Here is a 13,664-nt window from a genome sequence, read left to right as displayed (position 1 = left end):
ATTTAAGGAGTTTCTTTTGAAATCTCATCATGATGTTTCAGATATAAAGGCAAAGCTGCGGAACCATACCAAGGAAATATTTCATAACTAAAAACTCCAGCTGCAACTGCAGGGTCAGTTTTTACCCAAGATTCTGCTTCTTCTTTGGACTTAGTGTTGAAGATGAACATGCCGCGGTAATTTTCTTTGTTCTTTTCTAAGAAAGGTCCGGCTACAATAATTTTTCCTTCGTTAGCTAATTTTCCTATGTTTGTCATGTGCCCTTTCATTAATTTTCCCATTTTTGCTTTGTCTTCAATTTTTGCAGAACCGGTTGTCAGCATTATAATGGTGTAAGCTTTCATACCATATTTGTCTGCGCCGAGGGATGTCGCTAATTCCTGATTGAATTTCGGCTTTTCTGTTTTCTTTTGTTGGGCAAAAGATAAAGTTGCCATCAAAAAGGAGAGGGATAAATAAATTTTTATTTTCATGATCAATAACAATTTAATTTATAAGTCTGAAATCTAAACTTTAATCTTTAATTCTTAAAAATTCTTTTGCTAATTCGATCATTTTCGGATCACCGGTGTATTTTCCATGTTCATCAGATAGTTTTACGGTAGGAATCCATTCTTTATTTAAAGATTGTACGCCGATTAATTTCATTACGATATTCATTGGTTTTAAACCGACATCATTGGTAAGATTAGTTCCGATTCCAAAAGAAACTCCAATTTTTCCTTTGCAGTAATTGGTAATTTCTTCTACTTTTTCAAGATTTAAGCCATCAGAAAAAATGATGTACTTAAATAATGGATTAATTGAATGACGCTGATAATGAGCTATCGTCTTATCGGCAAATTCTAACGGATCGCCGCTGTCATGACGAACGCCATCAAAAAGTTTTGCGAATTTTTTATCGAACTGTTGAAAGAAAACATCGGTAGTGTAGGTGTCTGAAAGCGCCACTCCCAAATCACCGCGATAAACATCAACCCAATGTTCAAGCGCTAATTCGTTTGCCATTTTAAAACCAAATTCAGCTCCGTGAAACATAAACCATTCGTGGGCGTGGGTTCCAATTGGCTTTACACCGTATTTCATTGCAAAATGTACATTGGAGCTTCCTATAAATGTAGATTCTTTTTTCTGGGTTAAAGCTTCCATCACCAGGTTTTGTACTTTATAAGAATGTCTTCTCCTTGTACCAAATTCGGCAAATGTGACGCCTAATTTATTTAATGAATCTGCTTTCTCTAATGTTTTGGCCATTACAGTTTCGTTTGAATCTCTTTCCATGTGATTCATTTCGTAATGCAACTCGCTGATTAGAGCCAATAATGGAACTTCCCACAGAATCGTGCGATACCAAAGTCCTTCAACCGTTACTGATAAATCGTTTCCGGTTTGCAGAATTTTTACTTCAGACGGATCGTAATGGTAGCCTTCAAGAAAATCTAAATAAGGAAGATCTAGATAAGGACAGGTTTTTGCCAGAAATTTTTTCTCGTCTTTAGTGAGTTTCAGTTCGGCCATTTTATTGACGATTTCTCTTAAAGCATGATCAAAGCCTTCAGGAAAATGATGTTTCCCACGATTGATAAATTCGTACTTTACAGTTTGACTCGGGAAAAGTTTTACCACAGCGTTTTGCATGGTGATTTTATAGAAATCGTTGTCGAGAATGGAGTTAAAAGTCATATTTCGCATATTGTGTAATTTTAACACAAATTTAGTTTATTTAAAATAAAAATCGCCTAAATGTAAGACGATTTTTTAATATTGTAATGATTTTGTCTGGTTTTTACTTCCCTAAATAAGAGTTGTACATCCAAACTTCTTTTTCCTGCTCGGTAATATAATCGCTCATTTGTGAGTTGGTACCTTCGTCGCCAGCTTTGTCTGTAATGTCTAGAAGTTCTCTTTGTAAATCAATGACAACTTTAAAAGAATTTAGAATAATCTCTACACTTTTGTTGCCATCGCTTACTTCTTTGCTTTCCTTAATGGTAGAAACCTGCAGGTAATCTGAATAATTATGTGCCGGAGTTGCTCCTAAAGTCAAAATACGTTCTGCAATTTCATCGATTTTTAAAACTAAACTGTTGTATAATTCTTCAAACTTGGGGTGTAATGTAAAAAATTGCTCGCCTTTAATATTCCAGTGAGATCCTCTTGTATTTTGATAAAATACGGAGTAGTTAGCAAGTAGAATATTCAGTTTTTCTGAAATGTTTTGGCAGTCGGCTTCCTTTAAACCAATAATATTAGCGTTTTTCATATGTATATAATTTATTTTTTAAGGTAATATGAAATCGCTCATATCTCCAGTATTGTTTATAATAGCAAATGATGGCGATTTCATAAGTTTATTTTTGATATCTCTAAGTTAAGGAAATATTGTGCCGAAATTGTAGAGTACTTATAGATGATAACTATATTACCTTTTTGAAAAAAAGTGAGATTAGTTTAGCTATATAAAGTAAGATAAATTATAATAAATCATTTAAAATCAAATTTGCGGTTCCAATTAATCAGGAATTAAATGTTTCATAGCTAAAAATATATAATATTTTTGAAGACATAAAAGTTTTTATAGTGAGCTGTATCTCCCTGCTTGATGTAGATTATATATAATCATAAGGTTAGTTTAAATTAAATAAAGATTATTATTTCTACATAACTGGTTGTCAATTAAAAAATTATTATTATTTTTGCACCCTAAAATAAAAGCAATTAAATGCCTACTATTCAACAATTAGTTAGAAAAGGAAGAGTCGCACTTACCAAGAAGAGTAAATCGGCTGCACTTGATTCTTGTCCACAAAGACGAGGTGTATGTACGAGAGTATATACTACCACTCCTAAGAAACCTAACTCTGCACTTAGAAAAGTTGCAAGGGTAAGACTTTCAAACGGTAAAGAAGTTAACGCCTATATCCCAGGTGAAGGACATAATCTTCAAGAGCACTCGATAGTATTGGTACGCGGGGGGAGAGTAAAAGATTTACCAGGAGTAAGATACCACATCGTAAGAGGTGCGTTGGATACTGCTGGAGTTAACGGAAGAACTCAAAGAAGATCTAAGTATGGAGCTAAGAGACCTAAACCAGGTCAGGCAGCAGCTGCTCCAGCTAAAGGTAAGAAAAAATAATCATTAAATAAGGTACAGAAACAATGAGAAAGACAAAAGCGAAAAAAAGACCGTTGTTACCAGATCCAAAATTTAATGATCAATTGGTAACTAGATTCGTAAACAACTTGATGCTTGACGGTAAGAAGTCAATCGCATTCAAAATATTCTATGATGCATTGGATATCGTAGAAACTAAAAAAGGAGAAACTGAAAAGACTGCCCTTGAAATCTGGAAAGATGCATTAACTAACGTTATGCCTCACGTAGAAGTACGTTCTAGAAGAGTAGGTGGAGCAAACTTCCAGATTCCTATGCCAATCAGAGCTGATAGAAAAATTTCTATGGCAATGAAATGGTTAATTAGCTACTCTAAAAAGAGAAACGATAAGTCTATGGCTTTGAAATTGGCTAATGAAGTTGTAGCGGCTTCAAGAGAAGAAGGTGCTGCTTACAAGAAAAAGAGTGATACTCACAAAATGGCGGAAGCTAACAAAGCGTTTTCACACTTTAAATTCTAATCTGAAATGGGAAGAGATCTTAAATTTACAAGAAATATCGGTATTGCTGCGCACATTGATGCGGGTAAGACTACCACTACAGAAAGAATTTTATTCTATACAGGTGTAAACCACAAAATTGGTGAAGTTCACGATGGTGCTTCTACAATGGACTGGATGGAGCAGGAAGCAGAAAGAGGTATTACAATTACTTCTGCTGCAACTACTTGTTCTTGGAACTTTCCAACAGACCAAGGAAAACCTTTAGCTGATACTAAACCTTACCACTTCAACATCATCGATACACCGGGACACGTTGACTTCACAGTAGAAGTAAACAGATCTTTGAGAGTATTGGATGGATTGGTATTCCTTTTCTCTGCAGTAGATGGAGTAGAGCCTCAGTCTGAAACAAACTGGAGACTTGCTGACAACTACAAAGTTGCAAGAATGGGATTCGTAAACAAAATGGACAGACAAGGTGCTGACTTCCTTAACGTGGTAAACCAGGTTAAGACAATGTTGGGATCAAACGCAGTTCCTATCGTTTTACCAATCGGTGCTGAAGAAGATTTCAAAGGTGTTGTAGACTTAATTAAAAACAGAGCGATCATCTGGGATGAAGCTGGACAAGGTGCTACTTTCGAGGTAGTTCCAATTCCGGAAGACATGAAAGATGAAGTTCTGGAATATAGAGAGAAATTAGTTGAAGCAGTAGCAGATTATGATGATACTTTGATGGAGAAATTCTTCGAAGATCCAGATTCAATTTCTGAAGACGAAATCAACGAAGCTCTTAGAAAAGCTACTATCGATTTATCTATTATCCCAATGACTTGTGGTTCTTCATTCAAGAACAAAGGAGTACAGTTTATGTTGGATGCAGTATGTAAATACTTGCCTTCTCCATTAGATAAAGATGATATCAAAGGTACTGACCCAAGAACAGATGCTGAGATTTTCAGAAAACCAGATGTAAACGAGCCTTTCGCGGCTTTAGCATTTAAGATTGCTACCGATCCTTTCGTAGGAAGATTGGCATTCTTCAGAGCATACTCTGGAAGACTAGATGCAGGTTCTTATATCTTGAACACTCGTTCAGGAGATAAAGAAAGAATCTCAAGAATCTATCAGATGCACGCTAACAAGCAAAACCCGGTAGAATATATTGAAGCTGGTGATATTGGTGCTGCGGTAGGTTTCAAATCTATCAAAACTGGTGATACTATGTGTGACGAGAAAAACCCAATCGTTCTAGAATCGATGGTTTTCCCTGATCCGGTAATTGGTATCGCTGTTGAGCCTAAAACTAAGGCTGACCAAGATAAAATGGGTAACGCTCTAGCTAAATTAGCTGAAGAAGATCCTACATTTACGGTTAGAACAGACGAGGCTTCAGGACAAACGATTATCTCTGGTATGGGTGAGCTTCACTTAGATATCATTGTTGACCGTATGAGAAGAGAATTCAAAGTTGAAGTTAACCAAGGTCAACCTCAGGTAGAATACAAAGAAAACTTAACAAAAGTTGCTCAGCACAGAGAAGTTTACAAAAAACAATCTGGTGGTAAAGGTAAATTTGCGGATATCGTATTTGAACTTGGACCTGCTGAGGAAGGTAAAGTTGGTTTAGAATTCATCAATGAGATCAAAGGTGGTAACGTTCCTAGAGAATTTGTTCCTGCAATTGAAAAAGGCTTTAAAGCTGCAATGAAGAACGGTCCTTTGGCTGGTTTCGAAGTTGAAGGTATTAAAGTTACTCTTAAAGACGGATCTTTCCACGCGGTGGATTCTGATGCACTTTCTTTCGAATTAGCTGCTAAATTAGGATTTAAAGAAGCGGGACGTGCTGCTAAGCCAGTAATTATGGAGCCTATTATGAAGTTGGAGGTTGTAACTCCGGAAGAATATATGGGTAACATCATTGGTGACCTTAACAAGAGAAGAGGTACAATCAGTGGACAAGAAGAAAAGAACGGTGCCGTTGTTATCAAAGGTTCAGTTCCATTATCTGAAATGTTCGGATATGTTACGACTCTAAGAACACTTTCATCAGGAAGAGCTACTTCTTCTATGGAATTAGAGAAGTACCAGGCTACTCCTCAAAACGTTGCTGAAGATATTATTGCTAAAGCAAAAGGTTAATTTTTTAAAGTAAAGAAATGTCACAAAGAATCAGAATAAAACTAAAATCTTACGATTACAACTTGGTAGACAAGTCTGCTGAGAAAATCGTAAAAACGGTAAAGGCTACTGGTGCTGTTGTAAACGGACCAATTCCATTGCCAACGAATAAGAGAATCTTCACAGTGTTGAGATCTCCTCACGTTAACAAAAAAGCAAGAGAGCAGTTCCAGTTATCAGCTCACAAGAGATTGATGGATATCTACTCTTCTTCTTCTAAAACTGTTGATGCTCTAATGAAATTAGAACTTCCTTCAGGAGTTGACGTAGAAATTAAAGTGTGATAAATAAGCTGGAAGATGGATGATGGAAGTCGGAAGTTTTTTAGCAACACCTTAAATATGAATCCCTTTTCGAAAGAAGAGGGATTTTTTTGTTTTAAAGGATTCACAAACCCATTTTCAGAAAAAAGAAGAAATACTTTTTACAATATGATCAGAAATAATTATGAAATTTCGAGTTTGATTAGCGTTTTTTTTTAACAGATTTTAACATTTCTATAGTTTGGATATTTTCTCATAAAGATTTATGATTTAATACTTTTTAAAATAAATAAATATTATTAGTAGTCCTACAAAATTTATTTAACATAAAATATTTACATAAATAATTAACGGTCAGGTTAAAATTAATTAATAGCTTAGAAATGTGTAAATTATAGTAATTTAAACACTAATATTAATCAATAATAACACAAATTATGAAGAAATTATTACTTTTTATTTCTTTTGTGATGACGTTTGCTGTAGTAAGTGCACAGCAAGCAATATTTCCAAAACTAAGTATGTGGAAATACCTGAATATAAGTTCAGCACCACCCTCCACTTGGAACGCAAGCAACTTTAATGATACTAGTTGGCCGTCAGGTGCGGGTGAATTTGGTTTTGGTGAGGGTGATGAGGCGACAGTTCTCGTAAAAATGAATCCATCAATAACTTATTATTTCAGAAAAAAAGTTACGTTTTCTACAAGCCCTTCCGGTATGACATTTAATCTTAATTTCAAGCATGATGACGGAGCGATCGTATATGTAAATGGGGTAGAAGTAATACGTACATCATTGATGCCTGCTGGACCTGTGACGTATACTACAGAAACAACAGATTTCCTTCCTAATAATCTAGAAAATACTTATATTTCTTATACAATACAAGGATCTAGCTTCCAAGCTGGCGAAAATACAATTGCCATCGAAGTCCATAATCAAAGGACAACTAGTTCAGATGTTTCTTTCGATGCTGAGCTGGTTTTTTCTTCAACACTCAGTACCATAGAAAATACTTTAAAAAACAAAATAAGTGTGTATCCTACTGTACTTAAAAAAGATGATCTATTAAATGTAAACTTTTTAGGAAGTAAAGGTGTTTTGCATATTTTAAGCTCTGAAGGAAGGTTAGTAAAAACTACTGTACTTACAAAAGGAATTAATAAAATCCCAACAAGCTTTAGTAGCGAAGGAGTTTATTTTTATAGTATAGCTGACGAAAAAGAAAATATACTTTCAGGTAAAATTATAGTGAAATAAGCGTGTTAAAACCTTATTGAATACTAATCGAAAAATGGTCAGAAGAGATTCCGACCATTTTTTCTAAAAACAAATTTATGAAAAAAATAATATTTTTTATTTTGATAATGTTTACTTTCGCTTTAGTAAGGGCGCAAGTGATATTTCCGAAAGAAAGTGTGTGGAAATACCTGAATATAAATTCAGCACCGCCTTCCACTTGGAACGCAAGTAGCTTTGATGATACGAGCTGGTCTTCGGGGGCAGGTGAATTCGGCTATGGTGAGGGCGATGAGGCAACAGTGCTCGTTAAAAAGAATCCATCAGTCACTTATTATTTCAGAAAAAAAGTTACGATTTCTGCAAATCCTGCCGGTATGATTTTTAATCTTAATTTTAAGCATGATGACGGGGCAATCGTGTATGTAAATGGGGTAGAAGTAATACGTACATCATTGATGCCTACTGGAACTGTGACGTTTACTACAGGGACTACAGATTTCCTTCCTAATAGTGAAGAGAACAAATATCATTCTTATGCAATTCAAGGATCAAGCTTCCAGACTGGTGAAAATATAATCGCCATCGAAGTTCATAATCAAAACACAAGTAGTTCGGATGTTTCTTTCGATGCCGAGCTGGTTGTTCCTCAGGTAGTATTTCCCAAAAACAGCAGTTGGAAGTATTTGAATGTTGAAACCGCTCCCCCTGCAAACTGGAATGCGGAAACCTTTAACGACACAAGCTGGCCTTCAGGTCTTGGCGAATTAGGTTTTGGAGATGGTGATGAAGCAACAATACTTATCAAGAAAAATCCTTCATTGGCTTATTATTTCAGAAAAAAAATAAATCTGCCTTTTAATCCCCAAAATGTTTTGTTTAAACTTAACATAAGGCATGATGATGGCGTTGTAATATATATTAATGGCGTTGAAGCAAAACGTTCTGAACTTATGCCGACAGGAACCATCACATACACAACTGGTACCACCGGTGCAATCTCTGATGAAAATGCATACAATACCTATATTCTTACTGGAGCAAGATTTCACCAGGGAGATAATACTATTGCCATCGAACTTCATAATCAAAATACCGGCAGTTCAGATGTTTCTTTTGACGCCGAACTGCTTATTGATAACACTACTGTGATAGAAAATGACGGTCCATATGTTCTCGACAGAAACGGGCAAAAAATAGTACATCATATTACCAACGGACAATTAATAACTCAAACCCTACCATCTTCAGGATTACAGACAATTACATGTCCTGTAGGTGATGGTACAAGTTTTCAGGTAAATCTACGTACGCAGTATCCTACAGAAAAATCGACTTATCCATTGCCTCAGAAAATGTTGGTTTTTTCTGATATTGAAGGCAATATGCCCGCATTGGTTTCTCTTTTGAAAAAGGCAGGTGTGATAAATAATAACTATGAATGGATCTATGGTAAAGGGCGGATAGTATTTGCAGGAGATATGTTTGACCGTGGAACACAAGTGATAGAATGTCTGTGGCTTATTTATAAACTAGAGGCTGAATCTGCTGCTGCGGGAGGTAAAATTCATTTTATTTTAGGAAATCATGATGTGATGAATCTTATAAATGATTTGCGTTATGTGGATGATAAATATTTTATAAGTTCTGAGTTGATGCAAGAAAATATCAGTAATATTCACGATGCAACAAGCGAACTGGGAAGATGGCTCAGAAGTAAAAATGTCATTGAAAAAATAGGACCCTATATTTTTCTTCATGGAGGGGTAAGCCCAACAATTGCTAACCTAGGATTATCATATACTCAGATGAATGATTTGGCCAGACAGAAGATAGCCAATGCTCCTTGTACAGGAAACTGTGCAACAATAAATTCAGGTGGACTCTATTGGTACAGAGGTATTTCACAAAATCTGATCACACAACAAGAGATGGATACTATATTGCTGAATCTAGACGGCTACAAAACCTTTATGGGACATACGATAGTAGCAGATTCTATCACGTCACTCTATAACAATAAAGCCTACATGGTTGATATTCATCATGAGTCTACATTTAATACAGACGGAACCGTAATCGCATTATTATATGAAAATTGTAATTTTTATCAGCTTAAAACCAGCAATTCGCCCAATGTATTGACACTTTTGGAAACTGTTTCAAACAATATTACTCTTCCTCAAGAAAACATTGCCATAAATTCTACTGTACAAAATACGGGAACACATCCTTTGGGAATATGTTACAATACAATAGGGAAAATTACTACGATGGGAAATATTTCCGATATTACAGGGACACTTTCTGTAAAAGAATGGATAGATCCTACACAGCATCCTGCTTTTGTAAAAAGACATCAGGAAATCAATATGCAAAATGGCGCTACGAATAATGCAACAGGTGACTTGACTCTTTATTTCTCACAAGAAGATTTTGATAGTTTTAATATAATCAATTCAACAAAACTTCCAATTGCTGCAGGAGATACGCAAGGCATTGCCAATATAAGAGTGTCAAAAATACTTGGTACATCTCAGGATGGCTCAGGTTTACCACAAAGTTATTCAGGACAAGAATCAATTATTAATCCGGCGGATAGCGACATCACTTGGGATCCAATAATGCAGATTTGGTCTGTAAAATTCCCGGTTACTGGTTTTGGTGCTTTCTTTATAAAAACTAATACCCAAACACTCAGTAACACAGAAAATACTTTAAAAAGTAAAATAACCGTATATCCCACTTTACTCAAAAAAGACGATATACTAACCGTGGACTTTTTAGGAAGTAAAGGCGTTTTACATATTTTAAGCGCTGAAGGAAGATTGGTGAAAACGACTATTCTTACAAAAGGAATCAATAAAATCCCAACAAGCTTTAGCAACGAAGGAGTTTATTTTTATAGTATAGTTGACGAAAAAGAAAATGTAATTTCAGGAAAAATACTGGTGAAATAAGCGAGTTATACATTTTCTCATTAAAGTGTGATAAATAAGCTGGAAGATGGATGATGGAAGTCGGAAGTTTTTTAGCAACACCTTAAATATGAATCCCTTTTCGAAAGAAGAGGGATTTTTTGTTTTCAATTTTGAATGATGTAAACTAAATATCTAATGATAAATTAATATTAATTCAAATAGTATTGATATTTTTGATTAAAATAAATATATGAAAAAACTGATTTTATTATTGTTTCCTTTAATCATTTCAGCACAAACACATCGATTCGTTTATCAGTTTCATTACAAATTAGATTCAACAGCAACAGAATTGGCTGCCGAAAATATGATTTTGGATATCAATACTGATGATATTAAATTTTATCCTTATTCTTATGCCGAAACAGATTCTTTAAATATTATTAGGGATCAAAATGTATCGAGATGGGACGATCATCTTCCTGCTCTTATCAGAAAAAAGAACTCTTTTGAAAATACTTCATTAATTTTAATGAATGATTTTTTCTCTTTAAAATCAACCGACAAAATGAATTGGAAGCTTTTGAATGATACCAAAGTTGACGGGCAATATACTTTACAAAAAGCAACGACAACTTTTGGCGGAAGAAATTGGATCGCATGGTTTTCAAAAGACGTTAATCTGAGCGAAGGTCCGTACAAATTTCGGGGGCTTCCCGGATTGATTTTCGAGATTGAAGACGATAAGAATAATTTCATATTTAAGCTTTCAAAAAGTATGAAACTACCTAAAACGTATGAAGCTAAGTTCCTTGAAAGTTTTGCCGGGAAAAAACCACTTCCCGTTACGGAGAAAAGCATTGTAAAAAAGCAGTTAGAACTTTACAACGATCCTTTACAGGATATCGCTGAAGCTTTCAAATCTAATACAAATCCTGAAAATACCTTTTATGTTTCGAGTGTTCAGATAAAAAGTTTAGACCAGCTAAAAGGAATGTCAGATGAACGAAGAAAAGCAATGCGTAGAGAAAACAATCCAATCGAGATTGATAAGGCGATAAAGTATCCTGTTAATTAAAATACTATCCTGTGTTTTTGGAAATTCATTAAAAACTAAGTGTTTTTTGGGATAAATTTAACAGAAGTGATAATTGTCACTTGATATAATTTATTTAGAATTAATAAAAATAATATTTTTGTTTCAAATTTATGAAATGAAAAAAACGGTATCTGTCTCATTGCTAATTTTGGGAGTCGCTTTTTCTAAAGCACAACAAAAAGTAAACGATACAATCAGAAAAGAAACCACAATTGAAGAGGTAGAACTTTTTGGAGAAAAAAACAAACAACCGGAAGGTTTGGAAGTGATTACAAGATTACCTCTTAAACCGAGAGATCAAATTCAAAGCATCTCTGTAGTTTCTCACAAAGTAATTGAAGATTTGGGTGGGCTTACCGTAACTGATGTTGCAAAAAATATTCCTGGTGTAACCCAATTTGGAAGCTATGGCGGAACTAGAGAAAGTATGTCTATAAGAGGATATCGTGGAGTTCCTGTTTTGAAAAACGGAGTCATGATGGATTCTGATTTCCGTACCGGAGGAATGCTTACCGATATGCAGGGTGTAGAAAGTATTCAGGTGATTAAAGGATCTGCGGCGGTAACTCAGGGAATTGGTGATGGTCTCGGTTCTGCAGGAGGAGTAATCAATGTGGTGACTAAAGTTCCAAAATTTATTAATGAAACGAATGTTGGTTTCAGATACGGAAGTTGGGACTTTTACAGACCGACTGTTGATTTTCAAAGAGTTTTAGATAATAAAGGTAAGATTGCAGTTCGCTTAAATGCAGCTTATCAAGACAATAATAGTTTCAGAAGATTTGTAAATACAGATCGTATTTATGTGAATCCATCAGTAGCTTTCCGTCCGGATGACAAAACGGAGATTGTTGCCGAAATGGATTACATGAAAAACAATACAACTCCCGATAGAGGAACGGTAAATTTAGCAAAAGGTGACACGGAAGCTATTTACCAGATGCCGGGAAAAAAATTTTTAGGTTTTGCTACCGATAATGCAGCGACTGAGACTTTTAACTTCTCTACCACAGCCACAAGAAGACTTACTGATAAGTTGAAAGTAAGAGCTGCATTTATGAATTCTTCTTATAGCACAAATATCGTAGGGGCAGCTTTGGCTCCAATCGATCGAAATAATCCAAATGAAATTAGAAATAGAACTTTGGCAAAATCTGAACGTGAAGATTTAAATAAAGTTTTTCAATTTGATTTCATTGGTGCAGATGTAATGACAGGCTTTATGAAACATACTTTTCAGGTTGGTTTTGACTGGAAAGAATCTGATGTGACTACAACTTCTTATAATGCAAAAGATGTTGACCAAATCAACGTTTTAAATGATATTAATAATATTCTTCCTTCAAATATTGACGCCGGAAACTTTGCTTTGATTAATAAAAATCCTATCGTAAATACATTAGCTCCTACAATGGGTTTAATGGCTCAGGATGTTGTTACTTTTAATAAATATTTAAAGGCACATTTAGGACTTCGTTACAGCAGATTAAATGGTTCAGATAAAGACAAAAATTATGCTTGGAATCCATCTTTTGGATTGATGATCTCGCCAATTGAAAATATGAATGTTTTTGGTTCATATACTACGACTACAGGTCTGCGAAGTGCAAACAATGTGTTGGCTACCGGAGGAACTGTAGGTGCCTCAACAACAAAACAATGGGAAGCCGGAATTAAATCTGATTGGTTAAATGAAAAATTACGTTTCAACCTTACCTTTTTTGATATAAAAACAGATAATTTGTCGTACGAAATTTTGAACGGCAACAATGGTACAGGAACATACGCTTTAGCAGGAGAACTTCAAAGAAGAGGCATGGAAGTAGAATTGATTGGAAAGATTCTTCCCAACTTACAGATTATGACAGGTTGGGCTTATGTAGATGCTAAATATCAGGATAGTCCTTCATTCGTTAATGGTTCAGCGCCAATTAATACTCCAAAACATTCTGCTAATGGCTGGTTAAATTACAAATTCAATCAAGGTATTTTAGAGGGTCTTGACATTGGAGCAGGTATTTATTATGTAGGAATAAGACCTGTGGATGATTATAAACAAATTTATACTACTGCAGTTGGAGGACATGTAAACGGAACGCAGCCTGGAGAAAAACCTTTCAATATGCCGGAATATACAACAGTTGATGCACAAGTGGGTTATAAGTTTAAAAACGGTTTAGGTTTAAGAGTTTTCTTCAATAATATCTTTGATTCTGTAGGATACAATTCGTATTTCAGAGGTGGGTATATTGACCAGATTCAGCCACGAAATTTCTCAGCACAAATTAATTATAAATTTTAATAGATAATTTTCAAGTAATAGTTTTATCTATATCGGGAG

At 34.9% G+C, this 13,664-nt stretch carries 11 protein-coding genes; 8 read left to right on the top strand and 3 right to left on the bottom strand.

The genetic code is table 11. From position 1 onward, the window contains the following. Positions 1–2 precede the first annotated feature (2 nt). The 3 genes from OH814_RS08830 to OH814_RS08820 all read right to left on the bottom strand — a co-directional run bounded on the left by OH814_RS08830 (position 3) and on the right by OH814_RS08820 (position 2,263). Positions 3–473 carry a YciI family protein gene (locus OH814_RS08830; RefSeq protein WP_308827909.1) on the bottom strand — a complete coding sequence of 157 codons (471 nt, stop codon included), beginning with the start codon at positions 471–473 and terminating at the stop codon, positions 3–5. Between the two features lie 40 nt (positions 474–513). Further along, complete coding sequence (gene pncB, locus OH814_RS08825) at positions 514–1,692, bottom strand: nicotinate phosphoribosyltransferase (protein ID WP_308827908.1); 1,179 nt, start codon at positions 1,690–1,692, stop codon at positions 514–516. Positions 1,693–1,786: 94 nt separating this feature from the next. Next, a complete protein-coding gene (locus tag OH814_RS08820; RefSeq protein ID WP_074230950.1) occupies positions 1,787–2,263 on the bottom strand; it encodes a Dps family protein in 477 nt (158 codons plus the stop codon). 459 nt (positions 2,264–2,722) lie between these two features. Between OH814_RS08820 and rpsL the strand changes: the two genes are divergently transcribed. From rpsL to OH814_RS08780, 8 genes are all read left to right on the top strand, one after another. After that, positions 2,723–3,136: a 30S ribosomal protein S12 gene (rpsL, locus tag OH814_RS08815; RefSeq protein ID WP_031503575.1), complete on the top strand. Its 414-nt coding sequence runs from the start codon at positions 2,723–2,725 to the stop codon at positions 3,134–3,136. Positions 3,137–3,159: 23 nt separating this feature from the next. Next, a complete protein-coding gene (gene rpsG, locus OH814_RS08810; protein WP_027387226.1) occupies positions 3,160–3,636 on the top strand; it encodes a 30S ribosomal protein S7 in 477 nt (158 codons plus the stop codon). A 6-nt stretch (positions 3,637–3,642) separates the two neighbouring features. Continuing rightward, complete coding sequence (fusA, locus tag OH814_RS08805; protein WP_076557439.1) at positions 3,643–5,760, top strand: elongation factor G; 2,118 nt, start codon at positions 3,643–3,645, stop codon at positions 5,758–5,760. A 17-nt stretch (positions 5,761–5,777) separates the two neighbouring features. Beyond that, a complete protein-coding gene (rpsJ, locus tag OH814_RS08800) occupies positions 5,778–6,083 on the top strand; it encodes a 30S ribosomal protein S10 (protein ID WP_002661363.1) in 306 nt (101 codons plus the stop codon). Between the two features lie 449 nt (positions 6,084–6,532). Next, positions 6,533–7,324, top strand: a complete 792-nt coding sequence (locus OH814_RS08795) for a T9SS type A sorting domain-containing protein (RefSeq protein WP_308827907.1) — start codon at positions 6,533–6,535, stop codon at positions 7,322–7,324. 77 nt (positions 7,325–7,401) lie between these two features. Continuing rightward, positions 7,402–10,263 carry a metallophosphoesterase gene (locus OH814_RS08790; protein ID WP_308827906.1) on the top strand — a complete coding sequence of 954 codons (2,862 nt, stop codon included), beginning with the start codon at positions 7,402–7,404 and terminating at the stop codon, positions 10,261–10,263. Positions 10,264–10,474: 211 nt separating this feature from the next. Then, positions 10,475–11,302 carry a GLPGLI family protein gene (locus OH814_RS08785; protein WP_308827905.1) on the top strand — a complete coding sequence of 276 codons (828 nt, stop codon included), beginning with the start codon at positions 10,475–10,477 and terminating at the stop codon, positions 11,300–11,302. Positions 11,303–11,438: 136 nt separating this feature from the next. Then, positions 11,439–13,625, top strand: a complete 2,187-nt coding sequence (locus tag OH814_RS08780) for a TonB-dependent siderophore receptor (protein ID WP_308827904.1) — start codon at positions 11,439–11,441, stop codon at positions 13,623–13,625. Positions 13,626–13,664: the final 39 nt, after the last annotated feature.

The sequence above is a fragment of the Chryseobacterium sp. CFS15 genome (genome assembly GCF_031118795.1).
Classification (GTDB): domain Bacteria; phylum Bacteroidota; class Bacteroidia; order Flavobacteriales; family Weeksellaceae; genus Chryseobacterium; species Chryseobacterium indoltheticum.
This window is presented reverse-complemented; position numbering and strand designations above follow the sequence as displayed.